The following is a 23,875-nucleotide window of genomic DNA, read 5'->3' on the forward strand; positions in this document are numbered from 1 at the left end:
CGGAGGCGTGCGGGTCGCCCCACAAAGGCGGCAACCACCCACCAATGCCCGGACGCTTCAGGCGGGCGGTCCGGAGCGCAAGCGGAGGGCCGCCCGCCTGAAGATCTCAACGGCCGGGCGCGGGGGGTGTGGGGGGTCGTCCCCCCACAGACAACCGCGTCAGCAGGTCGGCGGCGGTGGCGATGTCGGCGTCCAAGGGGCGGTCCTCGACGCGGGGGTCGAGGACTTCGGCGGCGAGGTCGTGGGCCTCGCGGAGGGGGCCGCCGGAGGGTGGGCGGCCCTGCATGCGGAGGGCGCGGACGGCGGCGACCAGTTCGCAGGCGAGGGCGATGCGGTAGCCGGCGACGGCCTCGGTGGTGGCGCGGGCGGACTGGGTGGAGAAGCCCGCGTGCTCCTCGACGCCTCGGGAGAGGACGGCGCTGCCGAGGGCGGCGGGGGTGGCGAGGCGGCGGACGTCGCCGATGGCGGAGTGCGCCACGTACTCCAGGATCATGATCCCCGAGCTGACGTCGGTGGCGGCCTGGAACGGGTGCAGCCCGGTGAAGGTGGGCTCGACCAGGGTGCCGAGTCGGGCGGCCGACAGCGCAGCGGTCTGGAAGACGGCGGCGCGGGCGGCGTCCAGCGCCAGTCCCACGTAGGCGGTGTGGAAGTTGCCGTTGTGCCAGACGGTGTGGCCGGCGACGTCGACGAGGGGGTTCTCGGCCGCCGCGTTGATCTCCCGCGTGATCGTCGCCTCCGCGTGCCCGACCGTGTCCACCGCCGGCCCGTGCACCTGGGGGAACGCGCGGTAGCCGTACGGGTCCTGGATGCGGCCGGGTGTCGGTCGTTCCCAGGCGAGCAGGGCGCGCATGGCGGCGGCGACCTGCTGTTGTCCGGGGTGCGGGCACGCCTCGTGGACGACCGGCGCGTACGGTTCGAGGGAGCCGTGGACGGCGTGCAGGGAGAGGGCGGCGACGACCGTGGAGGCCGCCAGCAGGGTCCGCAGGTCGGTGACGGCGAGCGCCGCCTCGCCCAGCGTGGCGGCGTTGGAACTGATGAACGCCAACGCGTCGGAGGACTTCAGTGCGAACCCGGGCCCCGGCCGTGCGCCCTCGTCGGCGCTCGTCAGCCAGGCGCGTTCGCCCAGCAGGCAGAGCGCGGTGGAGGCCAGCGCCGTGAGGTCCCCGGTGCCGATGGCCCCGTACGCGGGGACGGGCGGGACGAGCCCCAGGTTGAGCGTGTCGGCGAGCGCGCCCAGCACGCCGGGGTCGACTCCGGAGCCGCCCGCCGCGAGCTGGTTGAGCCGCACCGTCAGCATGGCGCGGGCGACCTCGTGGCCGAGCAACGGGCCGGCCCCGGCCGCGTGGCTGCGCAGCAGGTGCAGGCCGTGCTCGGTGTCCTCGGGGTCCCATTCCACGTTGACCAGGCGGTTCGCCCCGACGCCGGTGGTGCGGCCGTACACCGGCTGGACGGCGACCACCTCCGCGGCGACCCGCCACGCCCGTCTGGCACGTTCCAGGCCGGCCGGTCCCACCGTGACGGGGATCTCCTCGCGAGCCACCCGGGCCACCTCGGCGCACCCGAGTCCGACACCGTCGATAACGATTCGGCTGTTCTCCACACTCCCACGGTACTTTTCGTACTTTACAAGTCACTATGGTGGAGAAATCCCGGTTCCGTGCAGGGCCTCCACGGTCGTCCCCGACTCGTTGGCTACTGTTGGGTAGACCTTCGACGAGGTGACGACGACGGAGGACGGCACAGGAAGCAGGACGACGCCCGGACACCCGCCCATGGACAACCGCCGGACCGGAGCAGGCCGGCACCGAACGGAGAGCGGCGTTCCCCCGACGCCCACGAGGACGTGAGAGCGTTTGATCACCTTTGAGGGCGTGACCAAGCGATATCCCGACGGCACCACCGCCGTCGACACCCTGGACCTGGAGATCCCCACCGGGCACATCACCGTGCTGGTCGGGCCCTCCGGCTGCGGCAAGACCACCACCCTGCGGATGATCAACCGGATGGTGGAGGCGACCGAGGGGACCGTCGCCATCGACGGGCGCGACGTCCGCGAGAGCGACCCGCCCACCCTGCGGCGCGGCATCGGCTACGTGATCCAGCAGGCCGGGCTCTTCCCGCACCGCACCATCGTGGACAACATCGCCACCGTGCCGTTCCTGCTCGGCCGGGACAAGAAGCGGGCCCGGCGCGAGGCCCGCGCGCTGATGGACCGGGTCGGCCTGGACCCGGCGCTGGCCTCCCGCTACCCGGCCCAACTGTCCGGCGGGCAGCAGCAGCGCGTCGGCGTCGCCCGCGCCCTCGCCGCCGACCCGCCGATCATGCTGATGGACGAGCCGTTCAGCGCGGTCGACCCGATCGTGCGCAAGAGCCTGCAGGAGGAGTTCCTGCGGCTGCAGGCCGAGCTGGAGAAGACCATCGTCTTCGTCACGCACGACATCGACGAGGCCGTGCGGCTCGGCCACCGCATCGCCGTCTTCCAGGTCGGCGGCACGCTGGCGCAGTACGCCACTCCGGAGGAACTGCTGAGCGCCCCCGCGAACGACTTCGTGGCCGACTTCCTCGGCGGTGAGCGCGGCATCCGACGGCTGCGCTTCTTCCAGGAGCTGGACGCCGAGGAGACCGCCGAAGAGGCCGCCGAGGAGATCGCGGGCGCGGGCGAGGCGGCGGGCCGGTGAGCCCCTCGGCGTTCGCCCCGGGCGACGACGAGCCGCTGATCCGGTGGGACTGGATCGAGCGCAACCTCGGCGACGACATCGCCGAGGCGTTCCAGGAACACCTGATCCTGTCGTTCACCCCGATCCTGCTGGGGCTGGCGATCGCGCTGCCGCTGGGCATCGCCTGCGCGCGGTGGCGGCGGCTGTACCCGGTGGTGCTGGCCGCCACCAGCGTGCTGTACGCGGTCCCGGCGATCGCGCTGTTCGTGGTGCTGGTCGCGTTCACCGGGCTGACCTACTCCACGGTGATCTACCCGCTGGCGCTCTACACCCTGTCGGTGCTGGTGCCCGGCGTGGTGGACGGGCTGCGCTCGGTTCCCGACCACGTACGGCAGTCGGCGGACGCGATGGGCTTCGGTCCGCTGCGCCGGCTGGTCCAGGTGGAGCTGCCGCTGGCGATCCCGGTGGTGATGGCGGGCCTGCGGGTCGCCACCGTCTCCAACATCAGCCTGGTCAGCGTGGGCTCGCTGATCGGCATCGGCGGGCTCGGCGAGCTGTTCACCACCGGGCTGCAGCGCGACTTCCCGACCCCGATCATCGTGGGCATCGCCCTGATCATCGCCCTGGCGCTGGTGTCGGACGTCCTCCTGCTGCTCGTGCAACGGCTGCTGACGCCCTGGGAGCGCGGTCGGGTGTCACGCCGGCCGGAACGGGCGGCGGCCGAGGCCGTCACCGTCGCCGGGGGTGAGCGGTGAACGCCATCTGGAGCGCGCTGGAGTGGTTCACGTTCTCGCAGCAGTGGCGGGGGCCCGACGGCATCCCCAGCCGGGTGGTGGAGCACGTCTGGTACTCGCTGCTCGGCTTCGTGATCACGGTGCTGATCGCGCTGCCCGCCGGGCTGGTGCTGGGCCACGTCCGTCGCGGCCGGCTCGCGGGCCTCACCGGCTTCCTGGTGACCTCCTCGGCCAACGCCGCGCGGGCGCTGCCGACCCTGGGCCTGCTGATCCTGGCGGTGATCCTCACCTCGGCCGGCGACCTGGTGCCGATCCTCATCCCGCTGGTGGTGCTGGCCGTCCCGCCCGTCCTGGTGAACGCGTACGCGGGTGTCCAGCAGGTGGAGCCGGGGCTGCGGGACGCCGCCGAGGGGATGGGCATGCGCGGCCGGCAGGTGCTGCTGCGCGTGGAGCTGCCGGTGGCGATGCCGCTGATCCTGCTCGGCATGCGCACCGCGATGATCCAGATCATCTCCACCGCCACCATCGCCGCCTATGTCGGGCTCGGCGGGCTGGGCCGCTACATCGTCGACGGCTACGCCCGCCAGGATTACGACAGCATGGCCGGCGGCGCGATCCTGGTGATCGCGCTGGCGGTGGTCACCCAGTTCGCGTTCGCGGGAGCCTCCCGGTTGACGGTGTCCCCGGGGGTCCGCGCCCGATGAACCCACAAGACCCCGAAGGTCCCTAGGAGGGAACCAGAATGATCCGGATCGTACGGGGCGCCGCGCTCGTCATGGCCGCCGCGCTCGCCCTCACCGCCTGCGGCGACGACGACGGGAACGGCGGCGGCGACCCGCTGGGCGGAGGCGGTGGCGGCGGGTCGCAGACCCTGGTCGTCGGCTCGGCGGACTTCCCCGAGAGCGAGCTGATCGGCGAGATCTACGCCCAGGCGCTCGAGGCCAAGAGCATCAAGGTCCAGCGCAAGTTCAAGATCGGTGCCCGCGAGGTGTACTACGGCCAGGTGGCCGGCGGCTCGATCCAGGTGTTCCCCGAGTACAACGGGGCCCTGCTGCAGCGCGTCGACCAGGGCAACACCGCCGCCACCACCCAGGACGTGGACGCGCAGCTCAAGCAGAAGCTGCCGCCGGCGCTGGAGATCCTGACCCCCTCGGCCGCCGAGGACAAGGACGCCCTGGTGGTCACCGCCGAGACGGCGGCGAAGCACAACCTGAAGACCCTCGAGGACCTTGAGCCGGTCGCCGACGACCTCGTCGTGGGCGGCCCGCCGGAGTTCAAGACCCGTCAGCAGGGCATGGTCGGCCTGGAGAAGGTGTACGGGCTGAAGTTCAAGCAGTTCAAGTCGTTGGACGTGGCCGGACCCATCACCGTGTCCAACCTCTCCAAGGGCCAGATCCAGGCGGCCAACCTGTTCACCACCAACCCGGCCATCGCCAAGAACAGGTTCGTGGCCCTCGAGGACCCGAAGAACGTCTTCGGCGCCCAGAACGTGGTGCCGCTGATCTACAAGTCCAAGGTGAACGAGACGGCCCGCGCCGCCCTCAACGCGGTGTCGGCCAAGCTCACCACCGCCGACCTGATCGCCATGAACGGCCAGATGGACGACCAGAAGCTCGACCCCGAGGACGTCGCGAAGGAATGGCTCAAGAAGCAGGGCCTCATCTGACGACCTTCGTCCAAGGGCCCCGGCGCGACACCGCGCCGGGGCCCTTGGGATCACGTCACGTTCGCGGGTCGGTGCCGGGGCGACCGCCGAGGCGGCGGGTGAGGTCGGCGGCGGTGGCGCGGACGGCCTCGGCGAGGGCCGGCCAGGCGTCCTCCGGGCGGGTCTCGCGCCGGAACGTGACGGTGACGGCGGCCGTGGGGTGGCCCACGTGGTCGAACGCGCAGGCGGCGATGCTGGTGAAGCCCTCGGTGATCAGCCCGTCCTCGATCGACCAGCCGCGCCGGGCGTCCTCGGCCAGCGTGCGGCGCAGCTCCCGCAACGACGACGGGCCCTGGCCCGTGCGGCTGACCAGGGGACCGGGGAACAGGGCCCGGACCTGGGCGGCGGGCAGGTGGGCCAGGAGCGAGCGGCCGCTGGCGGTCAGCGAGGCGGGCATCCGGACGCCGACGTCGGTGACCAGGGTGGCGTGCCGGGGAGGCTGCTCCTTCAGCAGGTACAGGGTCTCCGCGCCGTGCAGGACCCCGAGCTGGGCGATCTCGTTGACCCGGTCGACCAGGCGGCGCAGCGGCGGGCGGGCCAGCCGTTCCAGCGGGCCCTGCCGCAGGTAGGCGGAGCCGATCTCGAAGGCGGCGACCCCCAGGCCCCACGCGCGTTCCTCCGGCAGGTACACGACGAAGCCGTCCTCGGCCATCTCGCGCAGCAGGTGATGGGCGCTGGACCGGGGCATCGCCGTCTCCCGGGCGATGGCGGACGCGGGCATGGGTCCGGCCGACGACGCCAGCAGCCGCAGCACCGCCAACGTCCGCCGGGCGGCGGGAACCTGGCTCATGCGCCCATTCTCGTATCCGAGACGGGGTGCTCCGGCATGGGGCCGTGCCACCGGGTATCAACCGGGTCATGCACACCATCGTCAAGGGACTGCTCGCGGGTGCGGCGGGTTCCAGCGCCCTCAACATCGCCTCGTACCTCGACATGGTCGTCCGGGGGAGGGGTGCGAGCAGCACGCCGGAACGGGCCGTGGAGAGACTGGCCGAGGACGTGGACGTCGACATCGGCCATGGTGAGGAGGCCGAGCACCGCAAGGAGGGGCTCGGGGCCCTCCTCGGGTACGGCACCGGCCTGGGCGCGGCGATCTGCTACGGCCCGCTGGCCGAACGGCGGCCCTCGTGGCCGGTCGGCGTGCTCGCGCTGAGCGCCTTCGCCATGGCCGGTTCGAACGCCCCGCTGGCCGCGCTCGGCCTCACCGATCCGCGTCGCTGGTCCGCGAGCGCGTGGATCTCCGACATCGTTCCCCACCTCGCCTACGGGGCGGTCGCGTACGCGGCGTACGAGAGGCTCCGCTGATTCTCGTATTCGAGACACAAGGGCCTCGCCCGCCCTGGGACGGGGTCGCCCGGTCCGTTCCAATGGGGAGATGAGCATCGCTATGGGGGACCCTCTGAACGGCAAGGGCGTCCAGGTCGGGCCGGATCCCCTGGCCTTCGACCAGGTGGTGGCCGTGGCGCGGGAGGACGCGCCGGTCACGCTCACCGCCGAGGCCCTGGAGGGGATGGCGGCCACCCGCGCCCACATCGAGGAGCTGGAGGCGCGGCCCACGCCCGTGTACGGGGTGTCCACCGGGTTCGGTGCGCTGGCGACCCGGCACATTCCGCCGGAGCTGCGCGCCCAACTGCAGCTCAACATCGTCCGCTCGCACGCGGCCGGATCCGGGCCCGAGGTCGAGCGCGAGGTCGTCCGGGCCATGATGCTGCTGCGCCTGCGGACCTTGGCGGGCGGCCGGACCGGCGTGCAGCCGTCCACCGCGCGCACCCTCGCCGCGCTGCTCAACGCGGGCATCACCCCGGTCGTCCACGAGTACGGGAGCCTGGGCTGCTCGGGTGACCTGGCCCCGCTGTCGCACGTGGCGCTGGCGCTGATCGGGGAGGGCTCGGTACGGGACGCCTCCGGCGAGCTGAAGCCGGCGGCCGACGCGCTCGCGGCGGCGGGCATCGAGCCGGTCACCCTCGGGGCCAAGGAGGGCCTCGCCCTGCTCAACGGCACCGACGGCATGCTGGGAATGCTGGTGCTGGCCCTGCGCGACCTGCGGGAACTGCTCAAGCACGCCGACGTCGCCGCCGCCATGAGCGTCGAGGCGCTGCTCGGCACCGACCGGGTCTTCGCCGCCGACCTGCAGGACCTGCGACCGCATCCCGGGCAGGCCGCGTCGGCGGCCAACCTGCGGGCGCTGCTGACCGACTCGCCGATCATGGAGTCGCATCGGGGGCCCGACTGCACCCGCGTCCAGGACGCGTACTCGCTGCGCTGCGCCCCGCAGGTCCACGGGGCCGCCCGCGACACGCTCGCGCACGCCGCGCTGGTGGCGTCCCGCGAGCTGGCGTCGGCGGTGGACAACCCGGTGGTGCTGCCGGACGGACGCGTGGAGTCCAACGGCAACTTCCACGGGGCCCCGGTCGCGTACGTGCTGGACTTCCTGGCCGTCCCGACCGCCGACGTGGCGTCCATGTCCGAGCGGCGCACCGACCGGCTGCTCGACCGGACCCGCTCGCACGGCCTCCCGGCGTTCCTGGCCGAGGACCCGGGTGTGGACTCCGGTCACATGATCGCCCAGTACACGCAGGCGGCGATCGTCTCCGAGCTGAAGCGGCTGGCCGCGCCCGCCTCGGCGGACTCCATCCCCAGCTCCGCCATGCAGGAGGACCACGTGTCGATGGGCTGGAACGCCGCCCGCAAGCTGCGGCGCGCCCTGGACGGGCTGGGCCGCGTCGTCGCCGTGGAGATCCTCACCGCCGCCCGCGCCCTGGACCTGCGCGCCCCGCTGCGCCCCGGCCCCGCCACCGCCGCCGTGGTCACCGCGCTGCGCGAGCACGTCCCGCCGCCCGGCCCCGACCGCTACCTGGCCCCCGAGATCGAGGCGGCCGTCCAACTGGTCCGCGACGGCTCCCTGGCGGCCGCCGCCGAGACCGTCACCGGCCCGCTCGCCTGACGACCCCACGGAGGAACGACATGACCGAACGTCCTCGCGAAGAGGGAGACCGCACCGTCGATGCGGTCTCCCCGCGCGGCCCCCGACCCGTTCGGGCCCCGCGCGGCACGGCGCTGACCGCCAAGGGGTGGCCTCAGGAGGCGGCCTTGCGGATGCTGATGAACAACCTCGATCCCGAGGTCGCCGAGCATCCCGACGACCTGGTCGTCTACGGCGGCACCGGGCGGGCCGCCCGCAGTTGGGACGCGTTCGACGCCCTCGTCCGTTCGCTGCGCGACCTGGAGGGCGACGAGACGCTGCTCGTGCAGTCCGGCAAGCCGGTGGGGATCTTCCGGACGCACGAGTGGGCGCCCCGCGTCCTGATCGCCAACTCCAACCTGGTGCCGCAGTGGGGGACCTGGGACGAGTTCCGCCGGCTGGAGGCCGAGGGCCTCACCATGTACGGGCAGATGACCGCCGGGTCGTGGATCTACATCGGCACGCAGGGCATCCTGCAGGGCACCTACGAGACGTTCGCCGCCGTCGCCGCCAAGCGGTTCGGCGGCACGCTGGCCGGGACCATCACCCTGACCGCCGGCCTCGGCGGGATGGGCGGCGCGCAGCCCCTCGCGGTCACCATGAACGGTGGCGTGGCGATCTGCGTCGAGTGCGACCCGTCCCGCATCGACCGTCGGGTGGCGCACCGCTACTGCGACGTCCGCGTGGACGACCTGGACGAGGCGCTGCGACTGGCGGAGGAGGCCAAGGCGGCCCGTCGCCCGCTGTCCATCGGCGTGCTCGGCAACGCCGCCGACCTGGTGCCCGAGCTGCTGCGCCGGGGAGCGCCGATCGACGTCGTCACCGACCAGACCTCCGCCCACGACCCGCTGGCCTACCTGCCGCGCGGCGTGGCGTTCGAGGACCTGGACGCCGAACGCGCCAAGGATCCGGCCGGCTTCGTCCGCCGGGCCCGGGAGTCGATGGCCGCGCACGTCGAGGCGATGGTCGGCTTCCAGGACGCGGGCGCGGAGGTCTTCGACTACGGCAACTCGATCCGGGGGGAGGCGCAGCTCGCCGGGTACGGCCGGGCGTTCGCGTTCCCCGGTTTCGTGCCCGCCTACATCCGGCCCCTGTTCTGCGAGGGCAGGGGCCCGTTCCGCTGGGCGGCGCTGTCGGGCGACCCGAAGGACATCGCCCGCACCGACCGGGCCGTCCTGGAGCTGTTCCCCGACAACGAGCCGCTGGCCCGCTGGATCCGGATGGCCGGGGAACGCGTCCACTACCAGGGCCTGCCCGCGCGGATCTGCTGGCTCGGGTACGGCGAGCGCGACCGGGCCGGGGAGGTCTTCAACGACCTGGTGGCGCGCGGCGAGGTCGCCGCCCCCATCGTCATCGGCCGCGACCATCTCGACGCGGGCAGCGTCGCCAGCCCCTACCGCGAGACCGAGGACATGGCCGACGGCTCCGACGCCATCGCCGACTGGCCGCTGCTGAACGCCCTGCTCAACACGTCCTCGGGCGCGACCTGGGTGTCGATCCACCACGGCGGCGGCGTCGGCATCGGCCGTTCGATCCACGCCGGCCAGGTCTGCGTCGCCGACGGCACCCCGCTGGCCGCCCAGAAGCTGGCCCGCGTCCTCACCAACGACCCGGGCACGGGCGTGATGCGCCACGTGGACGCCGGATACGACCGCGCCGCCGAGGTCGCCGCCGAACGCGGAGTCCGCATCCCCATGGCCGACACGTGAGCGCTGAGCGGCTGGTGGGGGTGACGTGTGAGCTTTGAGCGGCGGTGCGCGCGGCACTGCGTCGGGGCGGAGGGATCGGCGTGGGCGGCGGATCCATGTGCGGAGGGATGACGTGAGCTTTGAGCGGCGGTGCGCGCGGCACTGCCTCGGGGCGGAGGGGTGACGTGTGAGCTTTGAGCGGCGGTGTGCGCGGCACTGCGTCGGGGCGGAGGGATCGGCGTGGGCGGCGGATCCGTGTGCGGAGGGATGACGTGAGCTTTGAGGAGATGTGGGCGGCTCTGCTGCCCGTTGGGCGGGACGGTGGGAGCGGTGGGTATCACCGGTTCGCGTGGACGCCGCCGGAGTTGGAGTGTCGAGACTGGTTCCTCGGTGAGGCCCGGCGGCGTGGGCTGGACGTCGAGCACGACGGCAACGGCAACCTGTTCGCCTGGTGGAATCCCGCCGGCGCGCAGGGTCCGGCGGTGGTGACGGGCTCGCATCTGGACTCCGTTCCCGGGGGCGGGGCGTTCGACGGGCCGCTGGGCGTGGTGTCCGCCCTGGCGGCGATCGACCTGTTGCGGGACGAGGGTTTCCGGCCCGGGAGGCCCGTCGGCGTGGCCGTCTTCGCCGAGGAGGAGGGCGCGCGGTTCGGGGTGGCCTGCCTCGGCTCCCGGCTGCTGACCGGCGCCATCGACCCCGAGCGGGCACGCGGCCTGAGGGACGCCGACGGGCTGTCGTTCGCTGAGGTCGTCGCCGCGCACGGGCTCGACGAACGACAACCCGTCGGCCCCGACGAGGGGCTGCTCGCCCGCATCGGATGCTTCGTGGAGCTGCACGTCGAGCAGGGGCGGGCGCTGGACGGGCCGGTGGGCGTGGCGAGCGCGATCATCCCGCACGGCCGGTGGCGGATGCGCTTCACGGGAGAGGGCGACCACGCGGGCACCACCGGGCTGTCCGATCGGCGCGACCCGATGCTGCCGTTCGCGCACGCCGTCCTGGCCGCGCGCGACAGCGCCGCCCGCCACGACGGCGTCGCCACCGTCGGGAAGGTCGGCGTCGTCCCCGGCGGCGTCAACGCGATCCCGTCGTCGGTCACCGCCTGGCTGGACGCCCGGGGCCCCACCGACGACGCCGTCCGCCGCACCGTCGGGGAGACCGTCGAGGCGGCGCGGCGGGCGGCCGTGGAGCACGGAGTGGACGTCGAGGTCACCGAGGAGTCGTACTCGGCGGTGGTCGCCTTCGACCACTCCCTGCGCGACCGGATCGCGACGACCCTGGGCGGGGTCCCCGTGCTGCCGACGGGGGCGGGGCACGACGCGGGCATCCTGTCCGCCCGGGTGCCGGCCGCGATGCTGTTCGTCCGCAATCCGACCGGGGTGTCCCACGCGCCCGCCGAGCACGCCGAGATCGGCGACTGTCTCGCGGGTGTGGAGGCGCTGGCCTCGGTGCTCAAGAATCTGACCGGCGGGTAAGGGGCCGATATGCGCTGGCACGCCGAACTCGCCTGGCTCGGGGACGAGGTGGCCGCCGACGTCCTCATCGAGGCCGACGGGGAACGCCTCACCGCCGTGATCCCCGGGACCGCGCCCCCGCCGGACGCCGAGCGCCTCCCGGGCCTCACCCTGCCGGGCCTGGCCGACGCGCACTCCCACGCCTTCCACCGCGCGCTGCGCGGCCGTTCCCACGCCGAACGCGGCGACTTCTGGACGTGGCGCGACCAGATGTACGCGATCGCCGACCGCCTCGACCCCGACGCGTACCGGGCGCTGGCCCGGGCCGTGTACGCGGAGATGGCGCTCGCGGGCGTCACCGCCGTCGGCGAGTTCCACTACCTGCACCATCGGCCCGGCGGGGCGCCCTACGACGACCCCAACGCGATGGGCGAGGCGCTCATCGCCGCCGCCGCCGACGCGGGCATCCGCATCACCCTGCTCGACGCCTGCTACCTCACCGGGGGCATCGGGCGGCCCCTCGAAGGCACCCAACTCCGCTTCGGCGACGGCTCGGCGGGCGACTGGCGACGCCGCGTCGACGCCTTGTACGACACCGTGGGCCGGGACGGCCGCACGCACGCGCGGGTCGGCGCCGCCGTCCACTCCGTACGGGCGGTTCCGCGCGACCAGATCCACGAGGTCGCCGACTGGGCCAAGGAACGCCGCGCGCCCCTGCACTTCCACCTGTCCGAGCAGCCCGCCGAGAACGAGGCGTGCCGGGAGGCCCACGGCGTGAGCCCGACCCGGCTGCTCGCCGACTGCGGAGCCCTCGGTCCGCTCGCCGTCGCCGTGCACGCCACCCACCTCGACGCCGAGGACATCCGGCTCCTCGGCACCACCATGACCGGCGTGTGCCTGTGCCCCACCACCGAACGCGACCTCGCCGACGGCATCGGCCCCGCCCGGGACCTCGCGAACGCGGGCGTGGAGCTGAGCCTGGGCTCCGACCAGCACGCGGTGATCGACCTGTTCGAGGAGGCTCGCGCCGTCGAACTGGACGAACGCCTGCGCACCCGCAGGCGCGGCCACTGGTCGGCCGGCGCGCTCCTGGCCGCCGCCACCTGGAACGGCCACGCCGCCCTGGGATGGCCCGAGGCCGGCCGGCTGGAGCCCGGCGGCCACGCCGACCTCGTCACCGTCGCCCTCGACTCCGTCCGCACGGCGGGCGCCACCGCCGAGTTCGCCGCCGAGACCGTCGTCTTCGCCGCCACCGCCGCCGACGTCCGGCACGTGGTCGTCTCCGGCCGCCCCATCGTTCGCGACGGCCGGCACCTGCTCGTTCCCGACGTCCCCGCCGCGCTCCACACCGCGATCACCGACCTGACCGGGAACGGGGAACGAACGTGAGGCGGGCCGGCGACGAAGGACGGCCGCGCCCGATCGCGAGCGAGGAAGGGCGGTGCTCATGAGCACGCTCGTGACCCATATCGGAGAGTTGGTCACCAACGAGCCGGGGCTCGGTGACGGGCCGCTCGGGGTGCTGAGGGACGCGGCGCTCGTCCTGGACGGGGGCAGGGTCGCCTGGGTGGGGGAGGCCCGGCGGGCTCCGGAGGCCGACGAGGCGTTCGACGCGGCGGGGCGGGCCGTGCTGCCCGGGTTCGTGGACTCGCACGCGCATCTGGTGTTCGCGGGCGAGCGCGCCGAGGAGTTCGCCGCCCGGATGAGCGGGCGGCCCTACACGGCGGGCGGGATCCGGACGACCGTGACGAAGACCCGGGCCGCGACCGACGACGAACTGCGGGCCGGCCTGCGTCGCCTGGTCGCCGAGATGGCGCGGCAGGGCACCACCACGGTGGAGTGCAAGTCCGGGTACGGGCTCACCGTCGCCGACGAGGAGCGCGCGGTCCGGCTGGCGTCGGAGATCGCCGACGAGGTGACGTTCCTCGGGGCGCACGTGGTGCCGCCGGAGTTCGCCGACGACCCCGACGGCTACGTGCGGTTGGTGTCGACGGACATGCTCGCCGCCTGCGCCCCGTACGCCCGGTGGATCGACGTGTTCTGCGAGAGCGGCGCGTTCGACGAGGGGCGCACCCGCACGGTGCTGGACGCGGGGGTGAGGGCGGGGCTCATCCCCAGGCTCCACGCCAACCAACTCGGTCACGGGCCCGGGGTGGCGCTCGCGGTCGAGTACGGGGCGGCCTCGGCCGACCATTGCACCTTCCTCACCGACGAGGACGTGGCGGCGCTGGCGGGCTCGGACACGGTGGCGACGCTGCTGCCCGGGGTGGAGTTCTCAACCCGGCAGCCCTACCCGGACGCGCGGCGGCTGCTCGACGCCGGGGTCACGGTGGCGTTGGCCACCGACTGCAACCCGGGCTCCTGCTACACCTCCAGCGTGCCGTTCTGCGTCGCGGTCGCCGTCCGGGACATGCGGATGACCCCGGCGGAGGCGGTCCGCGCGGCGACGGCGGGCGGGGCGCGGGCGCTGCGCCGCACGGACGTCGGGCGGCTGGGCGTGGGCGCGCGCGCCGACGTGCTGGTGCTGGATGCGCCCTCGCACGTTCACCTGGCGTATCGGCCGGGAGTGCCGCAGACGGCGGCGGTATGGAAATCCGGGGTGCGCTTGAAGGCTCCGCTCCCCGGGTAAGTGCCCTCTGCCATCAGCACGGAGGGTAATGACATGGGGGAGTTCCTGACCGATACCCGGACCCTGCGTGAGCGGGCCCGGCGAGAGATGGACAAAGGCCCGATCACGGCGGCGTACGGGGCGGATCTGCCCAGAGTGATCAAGGTCTGCAATGAGGCGCTGGCGACCGAGATCGTCTGCACGCTGCGTTACAAACGGCACTACTACACGGCCAGCGGCATAAACGCGGATTCGGTGGCCGCCCAGTTCCTGGACCACGCGAAGGAGGAACAGGAACACGCCGACAAGCTCGCCCACCGGATCGCGCAACTCGGCGGCGAGCCCGACTACAGCCCCGACACGCTGGCCACCCGGTCCCGCACCGAGTACGGCCAGAGCATGGACCTGGTGGAGATGATCAAGGAGGACCTGGTGGCCGAAAGGGTGGTCATCGACTCCTACACCGAGATCGCCCAGTGGCTGGGCACCGGCGATCCCACCACCCGACGGCTGTTCGAGTCCATCCTCGCGGAGGAGGAGGACCACGCCGACGACCTGCGCACCCTGCTGGAGCGGCTGCCGGGCGAGCTGAGCCGGAGCGGCTGACCCCCGCGCCTCCACGCGCACCCGACCGACCGGTGCCCGCGTCCCGCCGCAGGGACGCGGGCACCGGTTTTCGGCTGCCCGCTTCCCCGGGCGCAGAGCGACCGCGCAAATATAGCCCTTCTCTCACTTGACGCATGGATAGTATTCAATCACGCTAAGTCGTGCTCGCGGCATCGTGGCGTAAAGGATGCGTACCACGCGCCGTTCTTGTTTCAATCATGGAGTCCCCACAATTAAAACGACTACCAAAACCTCTGACGGCCTTGTCATCCAGGTGAGCGCACCGACCCCGGCTCCGGTGCGCTCCCCTCGTGCTGAATGAATTTCCTATCGCGGGAGGCGAGTTTGATCCGGGTCCTGATCGTCGAGGAAGTGTCGCTGCTGCGCGGCGGGCTCGTCGCGCTCTTGGAGGGCCATGCGGACCTGTCGGTCGGCGCCGCCATCGACGGAGGGCAGAAGCTGGTCCCGGTCGCCCGGGAGGTCCTGCCGGACATCGCCCTGATCGGCATGGAGGGTGTCGGGTCCGACGCGTTCCGCCTCGTGGAGACGCTCCGCCGGGAGCTGCCCGGCTGCGCGTCGGTGCTGATGGCCGACCGGGCCAGGCCGGGCGACCTGCGTCGCGCCGCCGCCGCGGGGGCCTGCGGGTTCCTGCTCAAGGGCACCTCGCCGGACACCCTGGCCGGCTCCCTGCGCCGGGTCGCGGCCGGCGAGCGGGTCATCGACGCGGACCTGGCGTTCGCCGAGCTGACCGCCGCCGCGAGCCCGCTGACCCCGCGGGAGCTGGAGGTGCTAAAGCTGGCGGGGGAGGGGGCCTCGGCCGCTCAGATCGCCGACTCCCTGGTGCTCACCATCGGCACGGTCCGCAACCATCTGTCCCGCATCAACCGCAAGATCGGCGCCCGCAACCGGGTGCACGCCATCCGGATCGCCGAGTCCTCCGGCTGGCTGTGACCGGGCGTCCCCGACCAGCCCCCGATACCAGGCCGACGACTCCAGCAGCTCGTCGTGCCCGCCGTGGTGCGCGCTCGTGCCGTCCAGCACCAGCACCCGGCGGGCCCGCAGCGCCGACGACACCCGGTGGGCGATCACGATCAGCGTCCCGGGCCGGCGGGCGAAGGCCGACTCGGCCCGCGCCTCGGCGGCCGGATCGAGATGGCAGGTCGCCTCGTCCAACACCGTGAGCGGCGCCGCCGCCAGGTACGCCCGGGTCAGCGCGATGAGCTGGCGTTCCCCCGCCGACAGCGCGCCCGGGTCGACCCGGGCGCCGTACCCGCCGATCCGCCGGGCCAGCCCGGACAGCCCGATCGCGTCGACCGCCCGCGCCACCGCGGCGTCGTCGGCCTCGGGGGCCAGGTAGGTCAGGTTGGCGTGCAGGGTGTCGTCGAAGACGTACGCCTCCTGCGGGATCAGGACCCGCGCCCGGGGGTCGCCGGGCGGTCGGCCGGCGACGCTCAGCGTCCCCTCCGAGGGCCGCAGCAGACCGGCGATCAGGGCCGCGAGCGTCGACTTGCCGATCCCGCTCGGCCCCACCACCGCCAGATGGTCGCCCGCGGACACCACCAGATCCAGCCCCTCGATCACCGGGGCCGCGCGCTCCCCGTAGGCGAAGGTCACCCGCTCGAACCGGACCTCGACGCCCTCGGCCATCACGAACGGCCCGGCGCGCGCCGTGACCGCCGGGGGAGGCCCGGCGGTCGGGCCCGCCTCCAGGATCCGCGTCATGGTCACCGCGAGCCGCAGCCCGCTCCCTCCCAACCCCAGGACCAGGCTGTTCAGCGCGGGCTGCAGGCCGTGCAGCACGTAGGCCACCGCTCCGACGATCGTTCCGGCGGTGGCGCCGTTGCGGGTCAGCCACGGCGCGGCCCCGAGGATCAGCAGCACCGGCAGCCAGCCCCCCACGGCCAGCGTCGCCGCCCGGGCCCCCGCCAGCCGGGCCACCGCGTGCGCCGCCGCGGCCTGGGCGTCGATCGCCCGGCCCGCCTCCTCGCCGACCGCGTTCTCGGCCCCGCACGCGACGACGTCGCGCAGGCCCTCGGTCATCGCCGTGGTCAACTCGGCGATGCGCTCCTCCCCGAGGATCACCTCGCGCTGCCGCGCCGCCGCCGCCGGGACGATCGCCAGGAACAGCGCCACCCCGAGCAGCAGCGGCGGAACGACGGGCACGAGCAGCGACGGGGCCAACGACAGCAGCCCCAGCAGCGCCCCCGTCACGCTGAACACGAAGCCGCGCACCACCATGAGGACCCCGGCGAAGGTGTCGCGGGCGATCTCCACCTGGTGCGTCATCCGCGCCACCGCGCCCGTGTCGGGACGCCCCGCCAGCGACCGCCGCAGCGCCCCCTCCACCACCGTGCGCACCAACTCGTCGCGGAACGGCTCGACGACCGCCGCCAGCGCCGCGTACAGCCGGCGGTAGCCCAGCGCCCCCGCCAGTCCGGCCGTCGCCAGCGCCCCCAGCCAGGCCAGCGCGGTCCCCGTGCGGCCCTCCCGGAACGCGTCCACCGAACGGGCGACGGCCTGCCCGAACAGCACCGTCGGCACCACCTCGACCAGCGACCAGGCCGCCAGCCGGAGCGTCGCCCGGGGCCTTCGCCGGGTGGTCTGGACGAGCGTGCGCACCAGGACCCGGGGCACCTGCCGCCGCGCGTTCACCGGTCCGCCCCGAAGACCGCCCGGTACGCGGGGTCGCGCCACAGATCCGTGTGCGCGCCCCGCGCCCGGACGCCGCCGCCGTCCAGCCACACCACCTGATCGGCGCGGGCGGCGGTGGCGGCGCGGTGCGCGGTGATCAGCCGTGTACGGCCCGCCGAGGCGCCGAACAGCGTGCGGCCGATCTCCCGCTCGGTGGCCGTGTCCAGACTGGAGGTGGCGTCGTCGAGGATCAGCAGTCGGCCGCCGTGCGCGAACGCCCGGGCCAGCCCGAGCCGTTGCGCCTCGCCGCCCGACATCGGCGCGTCGGCGAGCGCCGTCCCGTACCCGGCGGGCAGCCGACGGATGAACGGGTCGGCGCAGGCGGTGACCGCCGCGTGCCGCAGGGTTTCGTCGGGCGCGCCCGGCGTCCCGAACCCCACGGCCTCCAGCACGGTGCCGCCGAACAGGTGCGGGCGCGCGAACGCGTACCCCACCGCGTCGCGCAGCGCCGCCCGGGACAGCCGGGGGAGCGGCACCCCGTCCAACAGCACCTCGCCGGAGTCCGGATCGGCGAGCCGCCCCGCCAGCGCCGCCAGCAGCGACTTGCCCGACCCCGAGAGGCCGACGACGGCGACCGCCGTCCCGCCGGGGACGGTCAGGTCGACGTCGCTGAGGACCCCCGCGCTCACCCGGCGGAACTCCAGGGTGCCGGGGCCCGGCGGCAGCTCGCCGGTGTTCTCCGGCGGGACCGGCAGCTCCATGATCTCGGCGGCGCGGGCGGCGGCCCCCCTGGCCCGACCGATGCGCCCCAGATGGGTCACGATCGGCCCGAGCCCCGCCGCCAGCGCCGCGTACCGCCCGGCGGCCACCAGCTCACCGGGGCTGATCCGGCCGGCCGCCAGCTCCAGTCCCGCCACCGCGAGCACCGCCACCTGGAGCGCCAGCACGGCGAACAGCCCGCGCGCCCCGACCCCGCCCTGGACCCGCCACATGGCGTCGCCCTCGCGGCGCAGCTCCGGGAGCGCGGCCAGCACCCGGCCGGACTCGCGGTCGACGGTGCCGGCGGCGGCGATGGTCCGGATGCCGCGCACCGCCTCCGCCAACCGCGCCGCCATCGTGCCCTGCACGTCGAGATAGCGCCGGACCGTCCCGGTGATGTCCCGGACGAACGAGCGCAGCAGCAGGACCAGCACCGGCAGCGCCACCCCCAGGGCGACGGCGATCCGCCAGTCGATCAACACCAGGGCGACCACCGCGCCCACCGGGGGGAGCACCGCGACCACCGCCCGGATCACGGCCGCCGGGGCGAGCCCGGCCTCGGCCGCGCCGCCCACCACCCGGCTGGTCGCGTCGCCGGGATCGAGCCCCAGCGATGGGCCGCCCGCCAGCACGTGACGGACGAACGCGTGCCGCAGCCAGGCCGTCACCCGGGCGGTGCCCGCACCGGTCGCCCACTCCATCAGCACGTCCGTCATCGCGGAGACGACCACCAGCACGGCGCACACGGCGACGGCCGGGCCGAGCGGGCCCGGCGACAGGACGTCGTCCACCGCGACCGCCAGCGCGGCCGGCAGCAGCACCGTCGCCACCGCGTCGGCCAGCGCGGCGACCGCGAGCACCACGGACCAGCCGCCCCCCCGCCGCGCGGTGCGCAGCAGCAGCCGGTCCGCAGCGGTGCCGGTCAAGGTCACGGAGCCTCCCCATGACCGATGGCCGTGGGACCACGGTTCCCACGGCCATCGGCTCTACCTGTTCCGCCCGGTCAGAGGCAGAGGATGGTGCTGTGCGAGCTGTGCTTGTCGCACAGCAGCAGGCTCAGGCTGCTGTCGTCGCCACCACCGCTGTTCTCGACCGTCATACCCTGCAGGTCCAGAAGCGCCATGTCAGTCACCTCCTTTCGGGCTGGAGAGAGGCGGGCCCCGTGGAGGTCTCCACGGGGAGTCGAGGTGCCGTCGCCCGCGCCCGCAGGAACGGCAGGTCCGCCGAGGCGTCCGCCCGGGCCGCGCCGAGCGCCAGGAGCACTCCGGCGGTGCCGGTGCACAGGTCCATCGACAGGCGGTAGAGCTGGTCGCCCGGGAAGGCCAGCCCGTTCTCGTACGGGATGGCGTGCCAGGCGAGGCTCTTGGCGTGGCGGTGCGCCACGGGGTCGTCCGGGTCCTGTCGGCCCAGGTAGAGCAGCATCCCGGCGCGGCCCCGGAACAGGCTGGGCTGCGCGTAGTACAGGGACGCGGCGGCCGTCCGGATGCCGTCGCGCGCCTCGGCGAACTCGACGGCGGCCTCATCGTCCGGGCTCAGCGCGAGGTACTCGTCGATGACCAGACCGACGCCGACGCTGCCCTTGTCGATGTACGGGAGCAGCTTCGAGCCGTCGTCGACCTGGAGGGCGCCGTTGCGGTCCTCGACGCACGAGTCCAGATCCCGGCGGAGCGCGGCGGCGGCGTGGGTCAGGTGGCCCTCGTCCCTGGTCCGCTCGTACAGCCGCAGGAACATCAGCGCCACGCCGGACCCGCCGTAGAGGAAGCCCGGCCGCACGTTCTTCAAGAGGTCCATCCGGTCCGCCACCAGCTCCGCCGCCCGCCACCCGGCCTCGCGCAGCGACTCCTCGCCCGTGAGGTCCGCCAGTTCGTGCAGGGCCAGGGCGTAGCCGGGCAGGCCACCGTAGAGGTCGACGCCGAGGCGCTCCCACCGCTCCGACAGGCTGTGCGAGGCCGCCTCGAGCGCGGGGTCGACGTAGCCGAGCGTGGCGAGCATGAAGGCCGCGCCCAGGAGCCCGTCGTAGAGCCCGAGCCCGGTGCCCTGCGGCGGGTGCGCCACCGCCTGCGCGAGCCAGGCCTCGAACCCGGGATTGCGTTCGGCGTTCGTGGCGTGCAGGGCGTACAGCACTCCGGCGGCGCCGTGCGCGAGGCCCAGCGAGGCGCCGGCGAACTGGGCGATGTCGCCGGGGAAGAGCCGGTCGGGCCGGTCGGGTGTGGCGCTGGAGCGGATCGCGTTGCCCAGGCCGGTGCGGGCGGCCGTCCAGTCGGCGTCCTCGAGCCCGAGCGTCGCGGGGGCCCAGCGCCGCAGCCCCGTGGTGATCTCGGCCACCGCCTCGTCCAGGAACTCCTGGGGCACCGGGAAGTGCTCGGCGATCACGTCCGCGAGCTGCCACGCCTTGCGCCGGTCCTGCGTGAACAGCGTCGTCATCGGGACGAACAGCGCCAGGCGCAGACAGGCCAGGCTGTAGCGGTCGACCTCGACGCCGCGCCGGTTCGCCGGGGCCTGGAACGCCGGGTTGGCCAGCGTCTGCCGGGACCGGTCGGTGGCGAGCGCCGCGACCTCGTAGTCGATCAGGGCGACCGAGTCGTCCGGGCGCACCATGATGTTGAACATGTGCAGGTCGTTGTAGACGACCCCGCGCCCGTGGATCTCCTCGATGAGGCGCTCGACACCCTCATGGATCCGCAGCGCCCACGCCGTGTACCCGGCGACCTTGCCCGGGTCGAGCTCCGGGTCGAGCAGGGGATGACGCTCGGCGAAGAAGGTGTTGAGGGTCCGACCCTCGATCTTTTCCTGAACCAGGAAGTGATGCTCACCGAGCGTGAAGTATTCGAGCATGTCCGGAACCCCGTCGATGCCCGCCAGGCGCTCCAACATGTCCCGTTCGCGGCCGAGTCGGGCCACCGCGTCCGCGCCATCCGCGGCGAGACCCGCATAAGGCCGCGCCTCCTTGAGAATGACGGAGTTCCCGGTACGGGTGTCGATTCCGGAATACACGCCGCCGCCATTGGAGAAATGCAGCGCCGCCTCGATCCGGTAGGGCAGCTCGGCGGTGGTCGTCGCGCCGCGCGCGGCCAGGTGCGGGCGCAGGCAGTCCGGGAGCGTCACCCAGTCGGGGACGGCGAACACCGGGCCGCGCCGGTCCGGCACCAGGTCGCCCTCGCCGTTCTCCATCGCCGGGACCATCTCGCCGCGCTCGTCGGCGACCCGGCGGCGGGCGAACCCGCCGTACCTGACGTACAGCGGGCCGTCGCCGATCCGCAGGTCACTGAGGATGTACGGGCCCGGTAGACCGGCCACGCGGCGACCCAGCCCGGCGAGGACCTCGGCCAGCTCGCGATCGTCGGCGGGGTAGATCGTGACCAGCTTCCCGCTGGCGCCGCGCGGGGCGTACTTGGCGTTGCGCATGCGCAGGGTGCCGGGGCCGCGCAGGTGCTTGAACGCGATGTCGCGCGGCACGCAGTACTCCCAGGCACGTTCCAGGATCTCGTCGGCGCTCTCCGCGCAGCCCGACACGTGGACCTTCCAGCCCTGCACCGGAATGCGCGTCACCGGCGGCTCGTAGTTGAGCCATTCGTCGCCGGGAATGCGCTGCCAGCCCTCCGGGAGCGGTCGGTGCGCGATGTCGAACTCGGTGGACCTGGTCACCTTCGGCGCGTCATAGAAGAACCGGTCGGCGAGGCAGTAGAGCTCATATCGCTGGTCCACCGGATGTCCTCTCTTCATCGACCGGGGAAGCCGTCCGAAAAGAGGTTCGCAGAGTAAAGAGAGATCTACCAGTACCGGACATCACGACTCGGCCGTGAAACCGTACCGACCAGATCGTGACAGTATGGTCACAGATAGCGTCGGCCGACCCGGATCAACGGAGGGTGTTCCACCGCCGCGTAGTCGGTCGCCAGGACCTCGGCCAGCACCAGCAGATGGTCGTCCGCCGGGATCCGTCGCCGCGTCTCGCACTCCAGCGCCGTCACCCCGCCCTCCGCGATCAGCGCCTCCGACAGCGGCCCGCGATGATGCGGCCCGCCCGCCAGCAGCAGCCGGGCGCTCGGCCGGCCCGCCGCCGCGAACCGGCCCGCCAACACCCGCTGCCCGGCGCCCAGCACCGTCGCCGCCCACCGGTCGCGGCGCCCGAGGACCTCGGCCAGGTACGAGTCCGACGCGACCGCCGCCAGCACGGTCGGCGGCTCCAGCGACACCGACATGAACGAGGTGATCGTGGTGCCCAGATCATCGCGGCCGTCACGCACCGTCAAGATCACCACACCGGTGGCGAAACCGGCGATCGCCTCGGCGAACTCCGTCGCGCTCGGCGGCCCCCCGGTCAGCGGATCTCCCACCGGCCCGGCAGGGTCAGCGGCCCGGCGGCCGGCAGCCCCAGCGACGCCGCGACGCCGCTCAGCGAGCCCCAGCCGTCGAACCGGGCGCCCGCCGCCGTCCGGTCCTCGCTGGACTCGGCGGGACGCAGCCGCTCCAGCGGTGTCACGTGCGGGTAGCCCCGGACCGGGGCGTCGGCGGGCAGTCCGGCCTTCTTGCGGGCGAGGTCGAACGCCCGGTCCAGCCCGCCCAGCTCGTCGACCAGCCCGTGCGCGTGCGCGTCGGCGCCCGTCCACACCCGGCCCCTGGCCAGCTCGTGCGCCCGTTCGCGGGTCATCCCGCGGCCCTCGGCGACCTTGGTGACGAACTCGTCGTAGGTGCGGTCGAGGGAGGCGTTGACGCGCTCCCACTCCGACTCGCTGAAGTCCTTGGTGGCGCTGTACATCCGGGCGTGCGCCCCCTCGGCCACGCTGCCCATCCCGATGCCGACCCGCTCCAGCAGCCCGTTCACGACCGCCTTGCCGACGATCACGCCGATGGAGCCGGTGACGGTGCCGGGCTGCGCCACGATCGTGTCGGCGGCCATCGCCACGTAGTAGCCGCCGGAGGCCGCCACGTTGCCCATCGACACGATGACCGGCTTGCCCGCACGGCCCGCCAGCACGACCTCGCGCCAGATGGCGTCGGAGGCGACCGCCGAGCCGCCCGGACTGTTGACGCGGAACACGATGGCCTTGACCCGGTCGTCGCGGACCGCCGCGCGGAACGCCGCGCCGATCGTGTCCGAGCCCATCGCGACACCCTGCGAGGGCAGCGGGCCGCCGCGCGCGCTGCGCCCCAGCTTGATGGGCCCCTGCCCGTTGATGAACGCCACCACGTCGTTGCCCCGGCCCGGCTGGGGCAATCTTTCGGCGAGCCCGTGGGTGCGGTTGTAGCGGCTGACGTAGCGCAACTGCGCCGTGGACCCGGCGGCCTCGCGGACGTCGGCGTACACCTCGTCGCGGTAGGCCAGCCGGTCGACCAGCCCCGCCTCCACCGCCTCGGTCGGCAGCAGCGGACCGCGGTCGACCAGCTCCCGCACCCGTTCCCGGGTGAGGCCGCGCGCGTCGGCGATGCCCTGGAAGAGCTGCTCGCCGATGGAGTCGACCAGCCGCCGGGAGGACTCCAGGTGCTCGGGGGTGTAGTCCCGCTCCATGAAGGTGTTGGCCATGGTCTTGTACTCGTGCCGCGCGCCGAACCGGGGCTCGATCCCGACCTTCTCCAACGCGCCCCGCAGGAACGGCTCCTCCAGCGCGACGCCGGTCAGCCCCACCTCGCCCGACGGCTGCAGATAGACGCGCTCGAAAACGCTGGCCAGGTAGTACGGCACCGTCCCGCGGCCGCCGTCGCCGAACGTCTCGCTCCACGCCACCGTGAGCTTGCCGGCCTCCCGCAGCGCCGCCACCGCCGCGCGCAGCTCCTGCGTCACCGCCAGGCCCAGCGTGCCGTTGATCCGGACGACCAGGGCGCGGACCCGCGCGTCGTCGCGGGCCCGCCGCAGCCCGTCCAGCACGTCGCGGAGATGGGGACGGCGCATCGACAGCAGGGCCGACAGCGGGTCCGCCGGGGCGGTCTCCACGATCCCATCGCCCAGGTCGAGCTCCAGGACCAGCGGAGCCGTCCGCCGGTCGCGCGCTTCCTTGATCATGCTGACGACTCTGCCGGGTTCCACCATGCGGCAAGCCTATGCGCTCGCCCCCCGGCCGCCCTCGCGCCGGTCC

Annotated in this window: 18 protein-coding genes and 2 pseudogenes; 12 read left to right on the forward strand and 8 right to left on the reverse strand. The window is 73.6% G+C overall.

From position 1 onward, the window contains the following. Positions 1 to 106 precede the first annotated feature (106 nt). Positions 107 to 1,600 carry an aromatic amino acid ammonia-lyase gene (locus DFJ69_RS21605; protein ID WP_116024286.1) on the reverse strand — a complete coding sequence of 498 codons (1,494 nt, stop codon included), beginning with the start codon at positions 1,598 to 1,600 and terminating at the stop codon, positions 107 to 109. 253 nt (positions 1,601 to 1,853) lie between these two features. On the opposite strand from DFJ69_RS21605, the pseudogene DFJ69_RS21610 reads away from it, so the two are divergent. The 4 genes and pseudogenes from DFJ69_RS21610 to DFJ69_RS21625 form a co-directional block, all read left to right on the forward strand. After that, a pseudogene (locus DFJ69_RS21610) lies at positions 1,854 to 2,663 on the forward strand (ABC transporter ATP-binding protein); the annotation flags it as partial. An 11-nt stretch (positions 2,664 to 2,674) separates the two neighbouring features. Then, on the forward strand, positions 2,675 to 3,412 hold the full coding sequence (locus DFJ69_RS21615; RefSeq protein ID WP_116024288.1) for an ABC transporter permease: 738 nt from the start codon (positions 2,675 to 2,677) through the stop codon (positions 3,410 to 3,412). After that, positions 3,409 to 4,095, forward strand: a complete 687-nt coding sequence (locus DFJ69_RS21620) for an ABC transporter permease (RefSeq protein WP_116024289.1) — start codon at positions 3,409 to 3,411, stop codon at positions 4,093 to 4,095. Before DFJ69_RS21615 ends, DFJ69_RS21620 begins: the two co-directional genes overlap by 4 nt. A 38-nt stretch (positions 4,096 to 4,133) precedes the next feature. Further along, a complete protein-coding gene (locus DFJ69_RS21625) occupies positions 4,134 to 5,057 on the forward strand; it encodes an ABC transporter substrate-binding protein (RefSeq protein WP_116024290.1) in 924 nt (307 codons plus the stop codon). 55 nt (positions 5,058 to 5,112) lie between these two features. Here the strand turns inward: DFJ69_RS21625 and DFJ69_RS21630 are convergent, their stop codons facing one another. After that, positions 5,113 to 5,886, reverse strand: coding sequence for an IclR family transcriptional regulator (locus DFJ69_RS21630; protein WP_116024291.1), 774 nt, complete (start codon positions 5,884 to 5,886; stop codon positions 5,113 to 5,115). A 68-nt stretch (positions 5,887 to 5,954) separates the two neighbouring features. On the opposite strand from DFJ69_RS21630, the gene DFJ69_RS21635 reads away from it, so the two are divergent. The 8 genes and pseudogenes from DFJ69_RS21635 to DFJ69_RS35675 all read left to right on the forward strand — a co-directional run. Further along, a complete protein-coding gene (locus tag DFJ69_RS21635) occupies positions 5,955 to 6,401 on the forward strand; it encodes a hypothetical protein (protein ID WP_116024292.1) in 447 nt (148 codons plus the stop codon). 82 nt (positions 6,402 to 6,483) lie between these two features. Then, positions 6,484 to 8,040, forward strand: a complete 1,557-nt coding sequence (gene hutH / locus DFJ69_RS21640; protein ID WP_116024293.1) for a histidine ammonia-lyase — start codon at positions 6,484 to 6,486, stop codon at positions 8,038 to 8,040. A gap of 20 nt (positions 8,041 to 8,060) precedes the next feature. Then, positions 8,061 to 9,767 (forward strand): urocanate hydratase, encoded by a 1,707-nt coding sequence (hutU, locus tag DFJ69_RS21645; RefSeq protein ID WP_116024294.1) that lies wholly within the window; start codon positions 8,061 to 8,063, stop codon positions 9,765 to 9,767. Positions 9,768 to 10,018: 251 nt separating this feature from the next. Next, positions 10,019 to 11,218 carry an allantoate amidohydrolase gene (locus tag DFJ69_RS21650; RefSeq protein WP_245974509.1) on the forward strand — a complete coding sequence of 400 codons (1,200 nt, stop codon included), beginning with the start codon at positions 10,019 to 10,021 and terminating at the stop codon, positions 11,216 to 11,218. A 9-nt stretch (positions 11,219 to 11,227) separates the two neighbouring features. Continuing rightward, positions 11,228 to 12,586 carry a formimidoylglutamate deiminase gene (locus DFJ69_RS21655; protein ID WP_116024296.1) on the forward strand — a complete coding sequence of 453 codons (1,359 nt, stop codon included), beginning with the start codon at positions 11,228 to 11,230 and terminating at the stop codon, positions 12,584 to 12,586. A gap of 58 nt (positions 12,587 to 12,644) precedes the next feature. After that, positions 12,645 to 13,826 carry an imidazolonepropionase gene (gene hutI, locus DFJ69_RS21660; RefSeq protein WP_116026793.1) on the forward strand — a complete coding sequence of 394 codons (1,182 nt, stop codon included), beginning with the start codon at positions 12,645 to 12,647 and terminating at the stop codon, positions 13,824 to 13,826. Between the two features lie 33 nt (positions 13,827 to 13,859). Then, on the forward strand, positions 13,860 to 14,411 hold the full coding sequence (locus tag DFJ69_RS21665; RefSeq protein ID WP_116024297.1) for a ferritin-like domain-containing protein: 552 nt from the start codon (positions 13,860 to 13,862) through the stop codon (positions 14,409 to 14,411). Between the two features lie 585 nt (positions 14,412 to 14,996). Beyond that, a pseudogene (locus DFJ69_RS35675) lies at positions 14,997 to 15,281 on the forward strand (helix-turn-helix domain-containing protein); the annotation flags it as partial. On the opposite strand, the gene DFJ69_RS21675 reads toward DFJ69_RS35675, so the two are convergent. From DFJ69_RS21675 to sppA, 6 genes are all read right to left on the reverse strand, one after another. Further along, complete coding sequence (locus DFJ69_RS21675; RefSeq protein ID WP_245974510.1) at positions 15,201 to 17,063, reverse strand: ATP-binding cassette domain-containing protein; 1,863 nt, start codon at positions 17,061 to 17,063, stop codon at positions 15,201 to 15,203. The pseudogene DFJ69_RS35675 and the gene DFJ69_RS21675 sit on opposite strands and share 81 nt — an antisense overlap. Beyond that, positions 17,060 to 18,733 (reverse strand): ATP-binding cassette domain-containing protein, encoded by a 1,674-nt coding sequence (locus DFJ69_RS21680; protein ID WP_116024300.1) that lies wholly within the window; start codon positions 18,731 to 18,733, stop codon positions 17,060 to 17,062. The genes DFJ69_RS21675 and DFJ69_RS21680 overlap by 4 nt, the downstream gene beginning before the upstream one ends. 71 nt (positions 18,734 to 18,804) lie before the next feature. Next, a complete protein-coding gene (locus DFJ69_RS21685; protein WP_116024301.1) occupies positions 18,805 to 18,924 on the reverse strand; it encodes a SapB/AmfS family lanthipeptide in 120 nt (39 codons plus the stop codon). 5 nt (positions 18,925 to 18,929) lie between these two features. Further along, the gene (lanKC, locus tag DFJ69_RS21690; RefSeq protein WP_116024302.1) at positions 18,930 to 21,506 is read right to left on the reverse strand and encodes a class III lanthionine synthetase LanKC; all 2,577 of its coding nucleotides are present in this window, start codon (positions 21,504 to 21,506) and stop codon (positions 18,930 to 18,932) included. A 128-nt stretch (positions 21,507 to 21,634) separates the two neighbouring features. Then, positions 21,635 to 22,138, reverse strand: coding sequence for a flavin reductase family protein (locus DFJ69_RS21695; protein WP_245974511.1), 504 nt, complete (start codon positions 22,136 to 22,138; stop codon positions 21,635 to 21,637). Then, entirely contained in the window at positions 22,123 to 23,829 is a 1,707-nt protein-coding gene (gene sppA, locus DFJ69_RS21700) for a signal peptide peptidase SppA (protein WP_116024303.1), read from the reverse strand. The genes DFJ69_RS21695 and sppA overlap by 16 nt, the downstream gene beginning before the upstream one ends. Positions 23,830 to 23,875: the final 46 nt, after the last annotated feature.

It is taken from the genome of Thermomonospora umbrina (assembly GCF_003386555.1).
GTDB classification, from domain to species: domain Bacteria; phylum Actinomycetota; class Actinomycetes; order Streptosporangiales; family Streptosporangiaceae; genus Thermomonospora; species Thermomonospora umbrina.